The sequence below is a fragment of the Polaromonas sp. genome (assembly GCF_039930745.1).
Lineage (GTDB): Bacteria > Pseudomonadota > Gammaproteobacteria > Burkholderiales > Burkholderiaceae_C > Polaromonas.
On sequence record NZ_JBDTTH010000006.1, the window covers coordinates 52,277 to 70,625 of the forward strand.

General features: G+C 62.5%; 17 protein-coding genes. 9 read left to right on the forward strand and 8 right to left on the reverse strand.

Features of this window, described 5'->3' with window-relative positions:
• Positions 1–70 precede the first annotated feature (70 nt).
• Genes ABI660_RS03835 through ABI660_RS03850 form a run of 4 tightly spaced genes read left to right on the forward strand, consistent with a single transcriptional unit; the run spans position 71 to position 6,668 of the window.
• Positions 71–802, forward strand: a complete 732-nt coding sequence (locus ABI660_RS03835) for a CerR family C-terminal domain-containing protein (protein ID WP_348065126.1) — start codon at positions 71–73, stop codon at positions 800–802.
• Entirely contained in the window at positions 799–2,280 is a 1,482-nt protein-coding gene (locus ABI660_RS03840; protein WP_348065128.1) for an efflux transporter outer membrane subunit, read from the forward strand. Before ABI660_RS03835 ends, ABI660_RS03840 begins: the two co-directional genes overlap by 4 nt.
• A 45-nt stretch (positions 2,281–2,325) precedes the next feature.
• Positions 2,326–3,522, forward strand: coding sequence for an efflux RND transporter periplasmic adaptor subunit (locus ABI660_RS03845; protein ID WP_348065130.1), 1,197 nt, complete (start codon positions 2,326–2,328; stop codon positions 3,520–3,522).
• Positions 3,523–3,533: 11 nt separating this feature from the next.
• Positions 3,534–6,668 carry an efflux RND transporter permease subunit gene (locus tag ABI660_RS03850; protein ID WP_348065132.1) on the forward strand — a complete coding sequence of 1,045 codons (3,135 nt, stop codon included), beginning with the start codon at positions 3,534–3,536 and terminating at the stop codon, positions 6,666–6,668.
• A gap of 118 nt (positions 6,669–6,786) precedes the next feature.
• On the opposite strand, the gene rfaE2 is transcribed toward ABI660_RS03850, so the two are convergent.
• From rfaE2 to ABI660_RS03870, 4 genes are all read right to left on the reverse strand, one after another.
• Positions 6,787–7,290, reverse strand: a complete 504-nt coding sequence (gene rfaE2, locus ABI660_RS03855; protein WP_348065134.1) for a D-glycero-beta-D-manno-heptose 1-phosphate adenylyltransferase — start codon at positions 7,288–7,290, stop codon at positions 6,787–6,789.
• A gap of 9 nt (positions 7,291–7,299) precedes the next feature.
• Entirely contained in the window at positions 7,300–7,650 is a 351-nt protein-coding gene (locus ABI660_RS03860; RefSeq protein WP_348065136.1) for a Rid family hydrolase, read from the reverse strand.
• Positions 7,650–8,519, reverse strand: coding sequence for a ferritin-like domain-containing protein (locus tag ABI660_RS03865; protein WP_348065138.1), 870 nt, complete (start codon positions 8,517–8,519; stop codon positions 7,650–7,652). Before ABI660_RS03865 ends, ABI660_RS03860 begins: the two co-directional genes overlap by 1 nt.
• Positions 8,520–9,203: 684 nt before the next feature.
• The gene (locus ABI660_RS03870) at positions 9,204–9,830 is read right to left on the reverse strand and encodes a glutathione S-transferase N-terminal domain-containing protein (RefSeq protein WP_348065140.1); all 627 of its coding nucleotides are present in this window, start codon (positions 9,828–9,830) and stop codon (positions 9,204–9,206) included.
• A 130-nt stretch (positions 9,831–9,960) separates the two neighbouring features.
• On the opposite strand from ABI660_RS03870, the gene purB reads away from it, so the two are divergent.
• Entirely contained in the window at positions 9,961–11,349 is a 1,389-nt protein-coding gene (purB, locus tag ABI660_RS03875) for an adenylosuccinate lyase (RefSeq protein ID WP_348065142.1), read from the forward strand.
• A gap of 164 nt (positions 11,350–11,513) precedes the next feature.
• Here the strand turns inward: purB and ABI660_RS03880 are convergent, their stop codons facing one another.
• Both ABI660_RS03880 and ABI660_RS03885 read right to left on the reverse strand, forming a co-directional pair.
• The gene (locus ABI660_RS03880) at positions 11,514–11,822 is read right to left on the reverse strand and encodes a DUF2007 domain-containing protein (RefSeq protein ID WP_348065144.1); all 309 of its coding nucleotides are present in this window, start codon (positions 11,820–11,822) and stop codon (positions 11,514–11,516) included.
• A gap of 75 nt (positions 11,823–11,897) precedes the next feature.
• Positions 11,898–12,338: a DUF3717 domain-containing protein gene (locus ABI660_RS03885; protein ID WP_348065146.1), complete on the reverse strand. Its 441-nt coding sequence runs from the start codon at positions 12,336–12,338 to the stop codon at positions 11,898–11,900.
• Between the two features lie 455 nt (positions 12,339–12,793).
• Between ABI660_RS03885 and ABI660_RS03890 the strand changes: the two genes are divergently transcribed.
• The 3 genes from ABI660_RS03890 (at position 12,794) to ABI660_RS03900 (ending at position 14,457) form a co-directional block, all read left to right on the forward strand.
• Positions 12,794–13,522 (forward strand): TerC family protein, encoded by a 729-nt coding sequence (locus tag ABI660_RS03890; RefSeq protein WP_348065148.1) that lies wholly within the window; start codon positions 12,794–12,796, stop codon positions 13,520–13,522.
• 60 nt (positions 13,523–13,582) lie between these two features.
• A complete protein-coding gene (locus tag ABI660_RS03895) occupies positions 13,583–14,032 on the forward strand; it encodes a hypothetical protein (protein WP_348065150.1) in 450 nt (149 codons plus the stop codon).
• Positions 14,033–14,106: 74 nt separating this feature from the next.
• Complete coding sequence (locus tag ABI660_RS03900; protein WP_348065152.1) at positions 14,107–14,457, forward strand: phage holin family protein; 351 nt, start codon at positions 14,107–14,109, stop codon at positions 14,455–14,457.
• Here ABI660_RS03900 and ABI660_RS03905 read toward each other — a convergent pair.
• Positions 14,416–15,936, reverse strand: coding sequence for a M48 family metalloprotease (locus ABI660_RS03905; RefSeq protein ID WP_348065154.1), 1,521 nt, complete (start codon positions 15,934–15,936; stop codon positions 14,416–14,418). The two genes, ABI660_RS03900 and ABI660_RS03905, sit on opposite strands and share 42 nt — an antisense overlap.
• A gap of 316 nt (positions 15,937–16,252) precedes the next feature.
• Here ABI660_RS03905 and moaC point away from each other — a divergent pair, with 316 nt between their 5' ends.
• Entirely contained in the window at positions 16,253–16,741 is a 489-nt protein-coding gene (moaC, locus tag ABI660_RS03910; protein WP_348065155.1) for a cyclic pyranopterin monophosphate synthase MoaC, read from the forward strand.
• A 3-nt stretch (positions 16,742–16,744) separates the two neighbouring features.
• On the opposite strand, the gene ABI660_RS03915 is transcribed toward moaC, so the two are convergent.
• Complete coding sequence (locus ABI660_RS03915) at positions 16,745–18,280, reverse strand: Wzy polymerase domain-containing protein (protein WP_348065157.1); 1,536 nt, start codon at positions 18,278–18,280, stop codon at positions 16,745–16,747.
• Between the last annotated feature and the right edge of the window lie 69 nt (positions 18,281–18,349).

Consider the following 18,349-nt stretch of genomic DNA (forward strand, 5'->3'; position numbering starts at 1 on the left):
ACGGATGTATTCAATTGAAACAATTGTCTTAACTAAATCAATCGTTTGATTTAGGTGCTCTAATCGGCCCATGAAATCCGCCTCTCTTACCTCGCCAGCCGCCGCCGGCGCCAGCCCGGAGGTCCGCAGGCAACGTTCTGACGGCGCCGAAGCCAGAGAGCATCTGCTGCTCACCGCCTTGCGGCTGTTTGCCGAAAGGGGATTTGCCAAAACATCAACACGCGAGATTGCGCTGGCGGCCGGGGTCAATATTGCTGCCATCAGCTACTACTTCGGCGACAAGGCCGGGCTCTACCGTGCGGTGTTCACCGAACCCATGGGCAGCGCCAAGGATGACATCGCGCTGTACGACCAGCCCGGCTTCACCTTGCGGCAGTCCCTGCAAGGTTTTGTCGCCAGTTTTTTGAACCCCATGAAACAGGGCGAGTTCATTCAACAGTGCACCCGCCTGCATTTTCGCGAGATGCTGGAGCCCACCGGTGTCTGGGCCGAGGAACTCGACAAGGGCATCAAGCCCGCCCACGCTGCGCTGGTGGCCTTGCTCGGCCGGCATCTCGGCGTCACCCGACCCGATGATGATCTGCACCGTCTGGCCTTCAGCATCACCGGCCTGGCCTTGCAGATGTTCATCACCCGCGACGTGATCGAGGGTATACGGCCACAACTGATTGCCACGCCGAAAGCGATTGACCTCTGGGCGGCCCGCCTGGTGGATTTTGCCGAGGCCATGGTCGCTGTCGAACTGGCCCGGCGCCAGTCCCTTGCCTCTCCCAAGAATCTTTCAAAGAAGAACAAGACATGAGAAACACCCGCTTGATCGCCTCTGCCCTGGTGCCGCTGATGCTGGGCGCCTGCGCGCTGCATTCCCCGCCTGACAAGGTTTCCGCCAATACGCCGTCGCAGTGGTTCGCCCCGCTGCCCACGCAAGTCCAGACGGCAGGGCTTCCGCACAAGGGGACGTTGACCGACCTGACGCAGTGGTGGCAGCAGCAGGGCGACCCGCTGCTGGTTGAGCTGATCAGCGCCGCCCAAGCCGTGAACCCGACGGTGGCAACAGCGCGTTCGCGCATCGAGCAGGCCCGCGCCACGCGGGTAGCGGCCGGCGCGGCCCTGCTGCCCTCGCTCGATGCCACGGCCAGTATCAGCCGCGGCCGCACGCAGCCAGCCACCGGGCCCGGCGCCGCGCCGGTGATCACCACCGCGCAAACGGGTTTGCAGGCGGCCTGGGAGATTGATGTGTTCGGCGGCAGGCTCGCCGGCCGCGATGCCGCCACCGAGCGCCTGGCCGGTGCCCAGGCGCAGTGGCACGATGCGCGCGTCTCGGTGGCGGCCGAAGTTGCCAACCAGTATTACAGCCTGCGCACCTGCCGGCAGCTGGAAGCCGTGACGCAGTCCGACGCCACCTCGCGAGGGGAAACCGCCCGCCTGTCGGACCTCAGCACCAAGGCCGGCTTTACTGCACCGGCCACCGACGCCCTGGCGCGCGCCAGTGCCGCCGAGGCCAGCGCGCGCGCCACGCAGCAGCGCGCTCAGTGCGAGCTGGACATCAAGGCGCTGGTGGCCCTGACCGGGCTGGCCGAGCCGGATATAAGACAAAAAGTAGCTCAAGCCCCCGAACCACGGGCGCAAGCAGCTATGTTTTCAATAGCATCCGTGCCGGCCGATGCGCTGACTCAGCGCCCCGACGTGTTCAATGCCGAACGCGAAGTGGCCGCCGCCAGCGCCGATGTCGGCAGCGCCCAAGCCGAGCGTTACCCGCGCCTGAGCCTGAGCGGCTCCATCGGCAACTCGCGTTTTCGCAGCGGCGGCGTGACCACCACCCTGGACACCTGGTCCATCGGCCCGCTGGCTCTGAGCCTGCCGTTGTTCGACGGGGGACGCCGGGCAGCGGATGTAGATGCCGCGCGGGCGCGGTACGAGGAAGCGGCAGCGCTCTACCGCGCCCGCGTCCGGCAAGCCGTGCGCGAGGTCGAGGAAGCCCTGGTCAACCTGCAGAGCACGGGCGCGCGCGAAGGCGATGCGCAGACCGCCGTGGCCGGCTACCGCGCGTCTTTCACCGGCACCGAGGCGCGTTACCGCAACGGCCTGGCCAGCCTGGTGGAGCTGGAGGACGCACGCCGCGCGCAGCTGGGCGCCGAAACCACGCTGGCTTCACTGCAGCGCGAACGCCTGTCGGCCTGGGTAGCGCTGTACCGCGCCATGGGCGGCGGCTGGACGCCGGCCATGGCCGGGCCGGAAGCCACCCCTGCCGCGCCCTCCATCGCGCAAGCCCGTCCTTGACCTTTCCCTCCCTCTTTATCGTCATTGTTTGATTCCAAAAACACCATGAACAAATTCAAACTCAAACCTGTTGCCGTGATCGCCATCCTTGTTGTTGCTGTGGCGGCGGGCGCCTTCTTTTTTCTTTCTTCCGGGAAGTCCGGGGATGCTGCGGCAGACGCCAAGGCCGCGCCCAAGCCGGCCCTGACCGTGACCGCTGCCCAGCCCCAGCCAGCACGTTTGGCCATCGCACTGGCCGCCAACGGCAACATCGTCGCCTGGCAAGAGGCCATCATCGGCTCCGAATCGAACGGCTTGCGCCTCACTGATGTACGCGCCAATGTCGGCGACGTGGTGAAAGCCGGGCAGGTGCTCGCGACCTTCTCAACCGAGAGCGTGCAGGCCGACGTGGCCCAGGCGCGCGCCAGCTTGCTGGAAGCCCAGGCCAGCGCGTCCGACGCTGCGGCCAACGCCGAGCGCGCCCGCACATTGCAGAATTCGGGCGCGCTGAGTACCCAGCAAATCAACCAGTACCTCACGACCGAGAAAACCGCCCGAGCGCGTGCCGAAGCCGCGCAGGCCGTGCTGGGTGCGCAGCAACTGCGCGGCAGACAGACCGAGGTACTGGCGCCCGACAGCGGCGTGATTTCAGCGCGCACCGCCACCGTGGGTGCTGTCGTCAGCGCCGGCACCGAGCTGTTCCGCATGGTCCGCAAGGGCCGGCTCGAATGGCGCGCCGAAGTGACCTCGGCCGAGCTCGGCCGCATCACCACCGGCACCACCGCCGTCATCCGGCCGGCCAGCGGCGGCGAGCTGCGCGGCCGCGTGCGCATGATTGCGCCCACCGTCGATCCGCAAACACGCTCGGCGCTGGTTTATGTTGACCTGCCAGCGTCGGCAGGCAAGGACGCGCCCGCCAAGGCCGGCATGTTCGCCCGCGGCGAATTCAACCTCGGCACTTCAGAAGCACTGACGGTGCCGCAGCGTGCGATCGTCGTCCGCGACGGTTTCAATTTCGTCTTCCAGCTGGACGCCAATAACCGGGTCAGCCAGGTCAAGGTGCAGACCGGGCGCCTGGTGGGCGACCGGATCGAGGTGGTCTCGGGTCTGACAGCCGATGCGCGCATCGTGGTTGACGGCGCCGGCTTCCTCAACGACGGTGACCTGGTCCGCATTGGCGCTGCACCCGGCGCAGCGGCCGAGACATCCGCACCAAATACGGCTCCAGCCCTCGCTGCACCTGCGTCAGCAGCTAGCAAATAAGGAGCATCACGATGAATGTTTCCTCCTGGTCGATCAAGAACCCGATTCCCGCGGTGATGCTGTTTGTGCTGCTGAGCTTCGGCGGCATGTTGTCCTTCAAGGCCATGAAGGTGCAGAACTTCCCGGACATTGACCTGCCGACCGTCACCGTTTCGGCCTCCTTGCCGGGCGCTGCGCCCGCGCAGCTTGAAACCGAGGTGGCGCGCAAGCTCGAAAATTCAATTGCCACTGTGCAAGGCCTCAAGCACATCTACACCAAGGTGCAGGACGGCGGCGTGACGATCACGGCCGAGTTCCGCCTGGAAAAGCCGGTGCAGGAAGCGGTGGACGATGTGCGCTCCGCCGTGGCGCGCGTTCGCTCGGACCTGCCTGGCGACGTGCGCGACCCGATCGTCGGCAAGGTGGACCTGGCCGGCACGCCGGTGCTGGCCTTCACCGTGGCTTCAGGCCGCATGGATGCAGAGGCGTTGTCCTGGTTTGTCGACAACACCATCTCGCGCAAGCTGCTGGCGGTGCGCGGTGTCGGCGCCGTCAACCGCGTGGGCGGCGTGACGCGTGAAGTGCGCATCGCGCTCGATCCTTCCAAGCTGCAAGCTTTGGGCGCTAGTGCTGCCGACATCTCGCGTCAGCTCAGGCAGGTGCAAACCGAAAGCGCCGGCGGCCGCACCGATCTGGGCGGCAGCGAACAACCCGTGCGCACTCTGGCCACGGTGAAATCCGCAGAAGAGCTGGCGCGGCTCGAACTCTCGCTCAGCGACGGCCGGCGTATCCGGCTTGACCAAGTGGCCACTGTCAGCGACACCTATGCCGACCCGCGATCGGCGGCGCTGCTTGACGGCAAGCCTGTGGTCGGTTTTGAGGTTGCGCGCAGCCGCGGCGAGAGTGAAGTCACCGTCGGTGCCGCCGTGCAGGTGGCGCTGGCCGAACTCAAGGCGCAGCACCCCGACCTGGTGCTGACCGAGGCCTTCAATTTCGTGAAGCCCGTGGAGGAAGAGTACGACGGCTCCATGCACCTGTTGTACGAAGGTGCCATCCTCGCGGTGCTGGTGGTCTGGCTGTTCCTGCGCGACTGGCGGGCTACTTTTGTGTCGGCCGTGGCGCTGCCTCTGTCGGTGATTCCGGCTTTCATCGGCATGTACCTGCTGGGTTTTTCGATCAATGTCGTGACCTTGCTGGCGCTCTCGCTGGTGATCGGCATCCTGGTGGACGACGCGATTGTCGAGGTGGAAAACATCGTGCGCCACCTGCGCATGGGCAAGACGCCCTACCAGGCGGCGATGGAAGCGGCCGACGAGATCGGCCTGGCCGTGGTGGCCACCACCTTCACGCTGATCGCCGTGTTTTTGCCAACAGCCTTCATGAGCGGCGTGGCCGGCAAGTTTTTCAAGCAGTTCGGCTGGACCGCTTCGCTGGCCGTGTTCGCCTCACTGGTAGTGGCGCGGGTGCTCACCCCCATGATGGCGGCTTACATCCTCAAGCCCATCGTTGGTGACCATAAAGACCCGGGCTGGATGCGGGTGTACATGCGCATGGCCACCTGGTGCCTGAAGCACCGCGTGACCACCATGGTGGCGGCCACACTGTTTTTCTTCGGCTCCATCATGCTGATACCGCTGCTGCCCACGGGTTTCATTCCACCGGACGACAACTCGCAGACCCAGGTGTACGTGGAATTGCCGCCTGGTTCCAGCCTGGCGCAGACCAAGGCTGCGGCCGAGCAGGCGCGGCAGCTGGTCAGCCGGGTCGAACATGTGCGCAGCGTCTACACCACCATCGGCGGCGGCAGTGCCGGCAGCGACCCCTTTGCCATGTCCGGTGCAGCCGAAACGCGCAAAGCCACCTTGACGGTATTGCTCACTGAACGGACTGAAAGGCCGCGCAAGCAGGGCATTGAAAACAAAATGCGCACAGCCCTGGAAACCCTGCCCGGTGTGCGTACCAAGGTCGGGCTGGGCGGTTCGGGTGAGAAATACGTGCTGGTGCTGACCGGCGAAGACCCGGTCGCCCTGCAGGCCGCGGCGCTGGCGGTGGAAAAAGACTTGCGCACGGTGCCTGGCCTGGGCAGTGTGGCGTCCACCGCCAGCCTGATCCGGCCCGAGATCGCCGTGCGGCCTGACTTTGCACGCGCGGCCGACCTCGGCGTGACCAGCGCGTCCATTGGCGAGACGCTGCGCATTGCGACCCTGGGCGACTACGACGTCTCCTTGCCCAAGCTCAACCTGCCGGAACGCCAGGTTCCGATTGTGGTGAAGCTCGACGACGCGGCGCGCAAGGACCTCAGCGTGCTGGAACGCCTGGCCGTGCCCGGCACCAAAGGCCCGGTCATGCTGGGCCAGGTGGCCACACTGGAGATCGCCGGCGGCCCCGCAGTGATAGACCGCTACGACCGTTCACGCAATGTCAACTTCGAGATCGAGCTGTCAGGCCTGCCGTTGGGCGACGTGACCAAGCTGGTGCAGGAACTTCCGGCCGTCAAGAACCTGCCGGCCGGTGTGAAGGTGGTGGAAATCGGCGACGCCGAAGTCATGGGTGAGCTGTTTGCCAGCTTCGGCCTGGCCATGCTGACCGGCGTGCTTTGCATCTACATCGTGCTGGTGCTGCTGTTCAAGGACTTCCTGCACCCGGTGACGATTCTGGCCGCCCTGCCGCTGGCGCTGGGTGGCGCCTTTGTGGGCCTGCTGATCGCGCAGAAGAGTTTTTCCATGCCTTCGCTGATCGGCCTGATCATGCTGATGGGCATTGCGACCAAGAACTCCATCCTGCTGGTGGAGTACGCCATCGTTGCGCGGCGCGACCACGACATGACCCGGCTGGAGGCACTGCTGGACGCCTGCCACAAGCGGGCCCGGCCCATCATCATGACCACCCTGGCCATGGGCGCCGGCATGATGCCGATCGCCCTGGGCCTGGGCGCGGCCGACCCGAGCTTTCGCTCGCCGATGTCAATCGCCGTGATCGGCGGGCTGATCACATCCACCGTGCTGAGCTTGCTGGTGGTACCGGCGGTGTTTACCTATATCGACGATATTGAACACGGCGTCCGGCGCCTGGCGGCGCGTGTGCGCGGGCGGCGTTACGAGCCACCGGAAAAGGAAAACCGTCAGCTGGCCTCGGATGCCAGACCAGCGGAATTGCCGGCGCCGTAAGACGGGGCCGTAACCAGCTCGTAGCCCCGTTTTACAAGTCAAATCGACACATTACCCTTATTTGACGGGCGCGAACAGCTATAAAATCAATAGCGCCTTGCAAGCCAACAATGGTGCATCAGGCAGGGTGCCGGATTTTTTTCATCAGCGCCGTCGTTGAGTAACCATCGACAAACGGGATCGCCAGCGCCTTGCCGCCGTAACGCTTGACCACGGCGGTTTCGGCGAGCTTGTCCATGTCGTAGTCGCCGCCCTTGACGAGAATGGATGGCTTGAGTTCGGTGATGAGTTCGAGCGGCGTGTCCTCGTCAAACCAGGTGACGAGACTCACTGATTCAAGCGCAGCCATCAGCACCGCGCGGTCTTCCTGGTTGTTCAGCGGCCGGTCCGGCCCCTTGCCCAGCCGCCGGGCCGATGCATCTGTGTTGAGCGCCACCACCAGGCTGCCCCCCAGCGCCCGCGCGTTGGCCAGATAGGTTGCGTGGCCCCGGTGCAATACGTCAAACACGCCATTGGTGAACACCACCGGCTGCGCGAGAAGCGCCACGCGCCGCGCCGCTTCGGCGCGCGTGGCAATTTTTTTCGTGAAGGGAGGCTGGGGGGATGATGATGCGCTTTGCATCACGCGACTTTACCGGAAGGCCGTGGCCACCATTTCGACCAGCAAGCCGCCGTCGAGTTGGGCACCAATCACCGCGCGTTGCGGCCAGGCCGCACTGTCATCGCCAATCCACGCACGCCAAGCGGCATCCAGCACAGGCTTGTTGCGAAAATCGGTCAGGAAAATTTGCACGCTGAGCAAGTTTTCCCGGGAAGCACCCACGTGTCCGAGGTGGGCTTCAAGCATGGCCAGCGTCTGCGTGAGCTGCGCAGAAAAATCAAGCGCCGGATCGCTGGCGTTGGCCACAGCAAACACCTGCGCGCCGCGAGCAACCACGCGGCTGCGGCCACCCGCTGCGCTCGGCCAGCGCAGATCCTGCATCAGGTGCCGCTGGCGGCAGGCTTGGCAGCCAGCGAGGCTGCAATTTCGCGGCTCAATTCCTTGCGGTAGCGATTGAGCTCCTGCACGGTTTTAAAGCTCTGGTTCATTAGCAAGCTCATGTTGTGCAGGATGCGCTCGACCACCTTGCCCTCCCAGACCGCATCGAAGTTGATCTGCTTGTCCAGCCAGTGCTCCAGCCACTCGGGGTTGGGCAGGCGCGACTGGATGGTGTCGCGCGGGAACAAGCTTTTGTTCACATGCAGGTTGGTCGGGTGCAGGGCCTGCGCCGTGCGGCGGGCACTGGCCATAAGCACACCCACCTTGGTGAAGGCGGCCCTGGCGTCGTTGCCGAAGTTGTTGATGGCGCGTTTCATGTAGCGCAGGTAGGCGCCGCCATGGCGCGCTTCGTCCTGACTGAGTTGGGTGTAGATCTGCTTGATGACAGGTTCGGTGTGCCATTCGCTGGCGCGGCGGTACCAGTGGTTTAGGCGGATTTCACCGCAGAAATGCAGCATCAGGGTTTCGAGCGCGGGAGCGGGCTCGAACTCGAAGCGCACTTCGTGCAGCTCTGTTTCGGTCGGCGCCAGCTCGGGCCGGAAGCGCCGCAGGTACTCCATCAGCACCAGCGAATGTTTCTGCTCTTCGAAAAACCAGATCGACATGAAGGCAGAAAAATCGCTGTCGTCCTTGTTGTCGCGCAAAAACATCTCGGTGGCCGGCAGGGCGGACCATTCGGTAATGGCGTTCATCTTGATGGTCTGCGCCTGCTCGTCGGTCAGCCGGGAGGCGTCGAAGCTCGCCCAGGGGATATCTTTGTCCATGTCCCAACGGACCGATTCCAGTTGTTTGAAGAGTTCTGGGTAAAGCATACGGATTCCTTATGCGGCACATGCCGTGAGATTCAGCCGATTTTAGGGGCGGAATGTGACAACTCTTTCCACAGGGCCTTTTAGGCCCATTTCGCGAAAGATTCGAGAGGGTTGGGCTCTTTTGAACCTCTTTGATCCCTTCTACACCGTTCCTGTGGCACTGGATAGCAGCCAATGCCGCCAAAATAGCCATGCCCCCATCACACCATTTTCGCCAAAGGACCCACTCCGTCGACTGGGCCGCAGCGGCAAGCGGGCGGCCGCACCTGTTAACAAAACTTTACCCGGACTGTTCTGCAGCCGGGGAACTGCCAGGCCTCTTCCGGGCTCACACTTCTACCGGTGCCGCTTGCCGAGCGCGAGATTGGCACCACCAGTTTTTTGTTGCGAAGACTTCCAGGCCCTTGCGGTCCGGATGTAATCCCGGGGCGGTTCTCCTCCTCCTCCCTCCCTCCCTTGTTCGCATCGGGGCGCTTCGCAGCATTTTTATCTTCCAGCGGCTGGGCGCCTTGCCCCGCCCGCTTCCGGACAGGCTTGGCGGCCCGGCTATTCCCGGCAGAGGTCGTACCCGAGACCAGTCTTGCGCCGCCTGAAACTGGCCTGGACCAGGAAGCGGTTTGCTCCTGTTTTTATAGCTCTTCGCGCTTTACCAGCAAGGGTGAACTGCCCATTTGATGCCTAAAATCAAAAAGGCTGGGTGTCGGCGAAACTCGGGCGCTGCATCAGCTTTTCATACAGGCGAACCAGGTTGGGGTAGGGCGCGCGCCAGTCGATCTGGGAAAAACGGAAGTCCAGGTAACCCAAGGCGCAGCCGACAGCAATGTCGGACAGGCTCAGATGGATGCCGCTGCAAAAAGCCTTGTCGCCCAGGCCAGTGCTCATGGCCCGCACGGTGGTGTCGATTTTTGACATCTGGCGGTCAATCCAGGCCTGGGACCGTTGTTTGTCGCTGCGGCCGGCCCAGGTGGACTCCAGCCGGGCCAGGATGGCGGCGTCGAGCAGGCCGTCGGCCAGCGCTTCCCAGGTTTTCACCTCGGCGCGTTCGCGGCCCTGCACTGGGATCAGCTTGCCGACCGGCGACAGGGTGTCGAGGTATTCGACAATCACACGCGAGTCGAAAACGGCTTCTTCCGAACCGTTGGCGCCTTCCATCACCAAGCAGGGCACCTTGCCAAGCGGGTTGGATTCGGCCATGGTGGTGCCTGCAGCCCAGACGTCTTCAATGACAAATTGATAGTCGAGTTTTTTCTCGGCCATCACAATGCGCACCTTGCGCACATAGGGGCTGCTGGTGGATCCAATGAGTTTCATAGCTGTATCTTTTGTCGTGAGCCCAAGTCGGTTTGCATTCTATCGAGTAAGCAGCAATCCGGACTGACAAGTACCCAAAAGTATCCAAACCAGCACCGGGGACGCCGGGGGGACGCCTACAATTGCCTTCATGAATCCGTCCACCAGCTTCACCATCACCGCCCTGTCCCCCCTGGACGGCCGCTATGCTGCCAAACTCGCACCGCTGCGGCCGCTGATGTCGGAGCTCGGCTACATGCACCGCCGCGTCCAGGTGGAAGTTGCGTGGTTCATTGCCCTGTCGGATGCGAGTTTTGCAGAATTCAAGCCGCTGACGCCGGGCGCGCGCACTTACCTGCTCGGACTGGTCAAACATTTTTCCGAGAACGATGCGGCCGCGATCAAGGAAATCGAAAAAACCACCAACCACGACGTGAAAGCGGTCGAGTACTGGATCAAGTCGAAGTTTGAGGCCAGGCCCGAATTGCAGGCTGCAGCCGAGTTTGTGCATTTCGCCTGCACCAGCGAAGACATCAACAACACCAGCCACGCGCTGCAGCTCAAAAGCAGCCGCGAGCAGGTGCTGCTCCCGGCACTGGACAAGGTTATCACGCAGCTACGCGTGATGGCCCATTTGTATGCCGATCAGCCCATGCTCAGCCGCACGCACGGCCAGACCGCCAGCCCGACCACCGTGGGCAAGGAAATCGCCAATGTGGTGGCGCGCCTGGACGTGGCCCGCAAGCGCATCGCCGCTGTCAAGCTGATGGCCAAGATGAACGGCGCCGTTGGCAACTACAACGCCCACCTGTCGGCCTGGCCCGACTTCGACTGGGAAGCGCTGAGCCGGCGCGTTATAGAGTCCCCCGAGCCGCTGGGCCTGGGGCTGAGCTTTCAGCCCTACAGCATCCAGATCGAGCCGCACGACTACATGGCCGAGCTGTTTGACGCCATTGCGCGCACCAACACCATTCTGATCGACTTCGCACGTGATGTCTGGGGTTACGTCAGCGTGGGCTACTTCAAGCAGCGCCTGAAAGCCGGCGAAATCGGCTCCAGCACCATGCCGCACAAGGTCAATCCGATTGATTTTGAAAATGCCGAAGGCAACCTCGGCCTGGCCAATGCCTTGCTGCGCCACCTTAGCGAAAAGCTGCCGATCAGCCGCTGGCAACGCGACCTGACCGACAGCACCGTGCTGCGCAACATGGGCGTGGCCTTCGGTTACGCCGTGCTGGCTTACAGTTCGCTGAGCGTAGGCCTGGGCAAGCTCGAGCTCAACAGCGAGGCGCTGGACGAGGACCTGGACAGCTCCTGGGAGGTGCTGGCAGAGCCGATCCAGACCGTCATGCGCCGCTACGGCGTGCAGGGTGCTTACGAAAAACTCAAGGAAGTCACGCGCGGCAAAACCGTGACGGCCGAGGCGCTGCATGGCTTGATCCGCTCACTGGAAATCCCGAAGGCGGAAAAGGACCGGTTGCTGGCCATGACGCCCGCCAGCTATATCGGCAAGGCCGCCGAACTAGCTAAAAAAATTTAGCCCCCACGGTCCGCTCACTGCGTGTAGCTCCCTGCCCCCAATGGGGGCCGCTGCGCCGGCGGCCCGGCAAAGCCGGTTCCGCGGCCCCTGCTTGGTTTAAGAGTCCCGCCAGTGCACTCGTCCTTAGCCTGTCCAAGGACGCCCTCCATGAGCGCAACGATGTGTCAGGCGAGTGCCGGCATGTCGGCGCCACATTGCCAGCATTGCTCGAAACCGCCCTCTACCGTTTCGCCGCAGGTGCAGAGCCAGCGCCGTTGCGGCAGGTTCTGCAGACTGTGCAGTAGCGCCTCGGCGCGTGGCTTCTCATGATCGTGGGTCAGCCAGACTTCGGGTTGGCATTGGTCGGGGGGCAGTTCGCCCGCCACACTGCCAAGGAAATAACGCTGCACCGTGGCTGAAAAACCCGCCTGCTGAAGCACATCGGCCCAGAGCGCCGCAATGGCAATGTTGGGGGCGCGGGCGAGTCGGAGCATGGCGTCAGTTTACTCCTGAATGTATAGCTGCTTGCGCCCGCCCCATAAGGGCTGAAGGCCAAAAAGCCTTGAAAATCAGGAATTGAGGGCGCCGCCGGCCGGTGCGTCCCTGTTTTCCAGCGCGCGGTCTGCATAACGGCCAAAACGCCAGGCGGTCGCCTCTTGCGTGATGCGCCGCCAGGTCCCGCGCTTGGCCACCGGGCTCATTTCTGGCCAGAGCTGCACCTCTTCGAAAGTGCGGCCGCAGCCCTTGCATAACTCGTCGCCCTGACTGGTCGAGCAAATGGCGATGCAGGGTGTGTCTGCCGTCGTGTCATACCAGGCACGCCAGGCCCCCATGGCCGCAGGCGGAAAACCGGATTCGTCAGCCTCGTCCTCACGGTAGAAAACCAGCAGTGCATAGACCTCGGCCAGAGCCCGTAGCTCAGGCGCGAGTGTGATGCCGTCAGGTGACGGCTTTTTCTCGCGCCAGTAGTTGATGGCGGCTTCGATGTCGGTGATGTGAATGCCGGACATGGGAAAAGAGGAGGGTATGTAAACCTGAGTGCGTGCGAGCGCGCGGGGGAACAATTGACGCCGGATGGAGAATTATCGGCGAGAAGCCCAGAGGGCGAGCCCGGCGCGCGGGAAAGTCCCGCAAGGACGGGGCTTGCGCTAAATCAATATCTATCGGTAAAATGCGAGCACGAAGGGGAGTAACTCCCTCGTTTTGCTGCATTACAAGATAAAACAGACCAAACAGCAAAATCGCTACGGCAAGTCGTCATTTCGAAGCTAACGCTTCCGGCTTGCTGGACATGCAGAGACACTGCATGTTGAGCCAGACCTTCGATTGAAACCTGTACAGGTTTGATCGAGGTGTTCGCGGCCCTTCAACCAGCTGCCTCCACTCACAGACCGGTCGGTTTCAACGAAGCCGGAAATCCGCTTGCGGATTTCCACGTCGAAACGCGATTTGGAGTCTGTGAAACATGGAACTTTTCTCTACGCCCTGGTGGACGGCCCTGCTGGCCATCATCCTGATTGATCTTGTACTGGCCGGCGACAACGCCATCGTGATCGCGCTGGCCGCGCGCAACCTTCCCCCGCATCTGCAGAAAAAAGCGATTGCCTGGGGCGCCGTGGGTGCCATCGCAGTGCGATCAGCCATGACGATCGGCGTGGTATGGCTGCTCAAAATTCCAGGCCTGATGCTCGTCGGTGGCCTGGGCCTTCTATGGATCGCCTACAAGCTGCTGGCTGACAGCGGCGACAAGGCGCATGACGGTCCCGCCGCGAGCACCTTCTGGGGCGCAATGAAAACTATTGTGGTGGCAGATGCGCTCATGGGTATCGACAATGTCCTGGGCGTGGCCGGTGCGGCGCATGGGTCGTTTGACTTGGTCATCATCGGCCTGCTGGTCAGTGTACCCATCGTCGTGTTTGGCAGCACCATGGTGCTCAAACTGGTCGAACGCTTCCCCGTGATCATCAACATTGGCGCAGCCGTGCTGGCCTTTACCGCAGCCAAGATGATTGTGAGCGAGCCGCTGCTTGACAGCATCTACGGCGGCCCTGACGCGATTGCAAGCGCCGAAACCCTGCACAACATCGCCGAATGGGGCACTTATGCCCTGGCCGTCGCCGGCGTGCTGGGCGCGGGCTGGTGGGCCACGCGCCGCAACAAATCCAGTGAGGGCCACAAACTCATCACCGAATAAACACCACCGAGCAAAGAGAGCCAGAGAGTCCGCATAGCACGTAAAACCAAGGAGAACTTTATGGACAACATGATTGTTTACATTGATGAAGCCGCCTACGCATTGAAGATGCTGACGCCGATGCTGCCATCCGGCGACGCACGCGCGCCCACACGCTGGATCGTGGTCGGCTGCGCGCCGCGCGTGACCCACCACGCCAGCAAATGGGTCACCAACAGTGCGCGCCAAAGCTGGCGCGGCAAATGGGCGGAAAAAGTCTTTGCACAGGTGGTTCCCCTGCTCCGCGGCCCGGGCGACTCGGTGATCACGCAGGTCGCCAGCGGGTCCCTGTGCGATTTGACAGATTCGCTCATGGCCCAATACGGCTCAGGTCGTGTTCTGGACGCACGCCGGCCCAAGCTCGGCCAGGACTTGCAGCCTGTCACTCGCCAGCAACCCCAGGAGGCGCAAGGCGTATGGAGCTACGCCGCCGTGGTGGCCGGTACCGGCATGTTGTTGGCGGTGGACTGAGTCCCCAACACCTCCAGAGTGTGTGGCTTGCCCCTTAGGGGCTGGCTGGTCACGCAGGTGCTATTCTTGTGAGCATGAAACTCATCGTCAAATGGCTCTGCAGCGCTGCCGCCTTGCTGGCGGTGGCTTATCTCTATTCCGGCGTAACCGTGACCAGCTTTCCTGCGGCGCTGCTTGCGGCGGCCGTCCTCGGCGCGCTCAACACCGTGGTACGCCCGGTGCTGATTCTGCTGACCCTGCCCGTGACACTGGTGACGATGGGACTGTTCCTGTTTGTCATCAACGCCCTGATGTTCTGGGCCGCCGCCAGCCTGCTCAGCGGGTTGCATGTCACGGGTTTTGTGGCGGCCCTGATCGGCTCGCTGATTTATTCGGTACTGCAGCTAGCGATCGAGTTTCTCCTGGAGCGCCTGCTCCCGAAGTAGCTGGTCGATCTCGCGCGCGCGGGTGTCGATGATGGAAGCATCAATGTAGCTGTTCGTCCCGGCACCCCCTTCGCGGCCGCTTCGAACCACATCCTGCGCGGCCTTGAAGCGGTCCCGTGCCGCGGGATAATCAAGCTGGGCCACACGGCTTTCCGCATCAGCACGGATGGCCCTCAGCGTCAGCCCTTGCTGGCCATAGGTCGCTGCGAGCAATTGCCAGGCGACTGCATCTTTAGGGTGCGTGGTGACCCAGCCCTGCAGGGCGCCTGAAGCATCCTGGGCACGGCCGCCCGCCAGATCGGCCCTGGCCTGCAACCACAAGGCAGCCCGGTTGCGGGTGTTGCCCAGCCGGGGCAGACTGGCCGTGTTGCCAGCCAACAGCTCAATCTCCAGAGCCAGCCACTCAACCGGCTCGGCGACTGCACTCGACGGCGTGGGCGCCGACTTCAGTTTGCCCACCAGGCTGCGCGCCAGTGTGTGGTCGCGCAAGCGGCTGGCCGCCAGGGCGCCCGCATACAGGGCGCCGGCATCCCGCGCCGTCAACGCAGCCGCTGCGGCTGGCAGCGACACACGCTGCGCATCAGCGATCAAAGGCCGCAAGCCATCCACGCCCGGGTCAGCCAGCACACGTGCCCGTGCGGCCATCATGGCGTGCAACACGCGCGCATGGCCCGCCTCCGCGTTGCTGGCCGGCGAGGCTGTCACCCCGTCCAGTTGCAGCCGGCCCTTGACCTCGGCGATGCGCTCGGTGGTCAGCGGGTGGCTGCGCAGGTAAGGAAAAGATCCGTTGTCGTTGAGCCGAGAGGCCTGCTGCAGTTTTTCAAACATGCTGGCGAAGCCCTGTTTGTCGAACCCGGCATCGGCCATCACGCCAAAACCGACCCGGTCGGCCTCACGCTCCATGTCGCGGGAAAAATTAAGCTGGTTCTGTATCGCCACCGCCTGCCCGCCGGCAATTGCGGCGTTGGCGGCATCCGGGTTTTTACTGGCTGCAAGGGCACCCAGAACCATGGCTGCGATCATCCAGGGCATTTGCTGGCTCTGTTTGCTCATCAGGCGCGAAATATGCCGCTGCGTCACATGGGTCAATTCATGCGCCAGTACGGAAGCCAGTTCGTCGCGGGTGGCCACCGCGCCTATCAGCCCCAGGTGCACCCCAAGATAACCGCCAGGCAAGGCAAAGGCGTTGATGCTGCGGTCCCGGATCTGCATGACGTCCCAGGCAAACCGCTCCTCCAGTTCGGGACCGAGTTCACCCCGGGCGCGCGCCGCCGTCATCAGGGGTTGCCAGATGCCCTGCAGGTAGTCGCCCAGCACCGGGTCGTCCAAGTAGTCCGGGTCGCGGTAAATGCTGCTGGCAATCCGGTCACCGAGACGCCTTTCCGCGGCTGCAGACAGCTCCGACGTGTCACCGAGCGCCGGCAAGGAACCAGTGGGCTGAACAGGCGTCTGCTGCGCCCGCGCCAAACCTGAAGACACTATCAAAAGTGTAGCTGCCAGCGCAATGCAGTCCTTGGCAAACCGCTTGTTTGGCTTAAAGAGTTTAGAAGGAGTCAATGGGAACAAAAGCAATCACCTCGGTGGTATGGAGATCCAGCAAAACTGTCCAGAACTTGTTACGGCCAGCCATGGGCACATAGCCCACTTCCCGGTTGTCTTTGCCGCCAACGGAAGCGGGCGCTAAAGCCGCAGCCGCGTCAACAGCACCTACCTCTGCGGAAAACCGGTTTTGATGAAGCGGAAATTGCGGACATGCTCTTATGATGAGGATTGCTTGTAAAGGTTTCGTAACAGTATGACCACCACCTCACCACTGACACATTTTGACGGGCAAGGACAGGCACACATGGTCGATGTGGCAGGCAAGGCTGCCACCCACCGGGTGGCAGTGGCGCAAGGCCGCATCACCATGAATGCTGCCACATTGGCCATCATCCTGGAAGGCAGCGCCAAAAAAGGCGACGTGCTCGGCATCGCCCGGATAGCAGGAATCATGGCGGCAAAGAAAACCAGTGACCTAATTCCGCTATGCCACCCGCTAGCACTGACCCGCGTGGCGATGGATTTCAGCGCCGACACTCGCAGCGCCAGCATTGTTTGCCAAGCGACGGTGGAAACGGTCGGACCTACAGGCGTGGAGATGGAGGCCCTGACTGCGGTACAAATAGCCTTGCTGACCATTTACGATATGTGCAAGGCGGCCGACCGGAGCATGACGATCACCGACGTGAGATTGTTGGAAAAGCACGGCGGTAAATCTGGCAATTTTATGGCGACGCCCTAACCGTCACTTCCGGCCTCCATCTGCAGGCGCTCCCGCCAGCCTATTGGCATGGCGCCATTTTTCATAGTCTTCGGGGAAGGCAGCGCGGTAGCGGACAAGGTGCAACAAGGCCTCATCGTCACGCCCCAGCATAACGGCGCTTTCAATCACCTTTTCGATCACCCGCGGTTCCGGCGAAAAATGCAGCAATCCTGTGGCTGTATCGAACGTCCACCGCGCATTGTCGCGTTTGAGCGGAGTGGTCGTCAGCTCTGCAAAACGTACCTGGTTGCGGAAAAGCCAGGATCCACGGATCTTTTGCATCGTATCGCCGCGATAGGCTCGGTCGCGTACTTCCGGCGACCGATAGATCTGGCTGATGCGGTGGTAATCCCACACGGCGTAGGCAATGGCCGCGAGCAGTGCTGAGGCAAGAGCAAGCCGTAGAACCGGTGCTACAAGAGAACGTTCATGGCTGCCATCGGTACGCGCCCGCGGCGTGTCCCACAACATCCACACACACAGACCAGCTGCCATCTGGAACGGCCCATACCAAAGCGGGTACTCCAGCATGCTATGCAGCATGATCACGGCCAGCACGCCCCAAGCCATTTGTCGGACCGGATCCGTTTCGCGCCAGGGCTTTGTACGCCAAACGATCCACCCCAGCGCTGCACATACAGCCAATGCCACGGGAATGCCGAGTTCTACGGCCAGGTGCAGAGGCAAGTTATGGGCGTTGTCCAGAATGTCGCAAAACCGCTCACCCGGAAAAAAAAGTGTCATGTAATGCGCGTAGTCCAGCTCGCCCCAGCCCCAGCCAAGCCAGGGCTTCTCCGCAATAAGCGTCAATATGTTGGACCAAAGGGTAAGACGGCTGGCGCAAACCATGTCTCCCGCGCGCAAGCGAGCGACCATGCCGTGCCCCATCAGGTCCAACCCTCCCAGCCAGGGCAATACCAGCGCCGCGAGTACATAAGCCAGTATCGCGGCCAGCAACACGCGGCGAGCAAATGGCTGACGCCAACCGCCCCAGATCCAGCACAGCGCGCAGATTAGAAAAAGCTGCAACAACCCGGTTCGCGACGACGAAGCCGCATTACCGGCTGCCAGCAGTCCCGCCGCCAACTGAACTACCCATGGATGTTTGCTGTCGAATTGCCGCGCAGCGTCGGCATTCCTGGTGAAATTGACTGGCATCCAAAGCAGAGCCACGAGGGCAACGCTGGTCAGGCTGGCAAATTGGTTGCGTTGGCGCAAATTCGCAAAAGCCTCCCCCAACTTGGCCTGATTCATCCAGGGCAAAAAACTGTCGCCTGCGCCAAGGTACTGCCACAAGCCCATCACGCTGCTGAGCAAGCCCGCACTCAGCCAGGCCAACGTAGAGACTGCAACCAAACGCCCCGTCGGTACCCCGAACGATCTACGACCACTCACCACAAACAACGCGACGATGCAAGCCCAGGAGAACAGCAACGGTATGGCAGCAGGCAGTGGTCCCGGGGCAAATGGATTAAGCCACGGCAGCGTCAGGAAAAAGAATAAGGCAATTGACTGCATTGAATCTGGAAATGACGAAACGGGAACACATTGGCATTGCACACACAGGGAGCACAACCCGGTCATTTG

Excerpts from the sequence above, each read along its gene's own strand:
- ABI660_RS03835 (WP_348065126.1), top strand. The coding sequence starts at position 71 with ATGAAATCCGCCTCTCTTACCTCGCCAGCCGCCGCCGGCGCCAGCCCG.
- ABI660_RS03840 (WP_348065128.1), top strand. The coding sequence starts at position 799 with ATGAGAAACACCCGCTTGATCGCCTCTGCCCTGGTGCCGCTGATGCTG.
- ABI660_RS03845 (WP_348065130.1), top strand. The coding sequence starts at position 2,326 with ATGAACAAATTCAAACTCAAACCTGTTGCCGTGATCGCCATCCTTGTT.
- ABI660_RS03850 (WP_348065132.1), top strand. The coding sequence starts at position 3,534 with ATGAATGTTTCCTCCTGGTCGATCAAGAACCCGATTCCCGCGGTGATG.
- rfaE2 (WP_348065134.1), bottom strand. The coding sequence starts at position 7,290 with ATGCAAAGCGCATCATCATCCCCCCAGCCTCCCTTCACGAAAAAAATT.
- ABI660_RS03860 (WP_348065136.1), bottom strand. The coding sequence starts at position 7,650 with ATGCAGGATCTGCGCTGGCCGAGCGCAGCGGGTGGCCGCAGCCGCGTG.
- ABI660_RS03865 (WP_348065138.1), bottom strand. The coding sequence starts at position 8,519 with ATGCTTTACCCAGAACTCTTCAAACAACTGGAATCGGTCCGTTGGGAC.
- ABI660_RS03870 (WP_348065140.1), bottom strand. The coding sequence starts at position 9,830 with ATGAAACTCATTGGATCCACCAGCAGCCCCTATGTGCGCAAGGTGCGC.
- purB (WP_348065142.1), top strand. The coding sequence starts at position 9,961 with ATGAATCCGTCCACCAGCTTCACCATCACCGCCCTGTCCCCCCTGGAC.
- ABI660_RS03880 (WP_348065144.1), bottom strand. The coding sequence starts at position 11,822 with ATGCTCCGACTCGCCCGCGCCCCCAACATTGCCATTGCGGCGCTCTGG.
- ABI660_RS03885 (WP_348065146.1), bottom strand. The coding sequence starts at position 12,338 with ATGTCCGGCATTCACATCACCGACATCGAAGCCGCCATCAACTACTGG.
- ABI660_RS03890 (WP_348065148.1), top strand. The coding sequence starts at position 12,794 with ATGGAACTTTTCTCTACGCCCTGGTGGACGGCCCTGCTGGCCATCATC.
- ABI660_RS03895 (WP_348065150.1), top strand. The coding sequence starts at position 13,583 with ATGGACAACATGATTGTTTACATTGATGAAGCCGCCTACGCATTGAAG.
- ABI660_RS03900 (WP_348065152.1), top strand. The coding sequence starts at position 14,107 with ATGAAACTCATCGTCAAATGGCTCTGCAGCGCTGCCGCCTTGCTGGCG.
- moaC (WP_348065155.1), top strand. The coding sequence starts at position 16,253 with ATGACCACCACCTCACCACTGACACATTTTGACGGGCAAGGACAGGCA.
- ABI660_RS03915 (WP_348065157.1), bottom strand. The coding sequence starts at position 18,280 with ATGCAGTCAATTGCCTTATTCTTTTTCCTGACGCTGCCGTGGCTTAAT.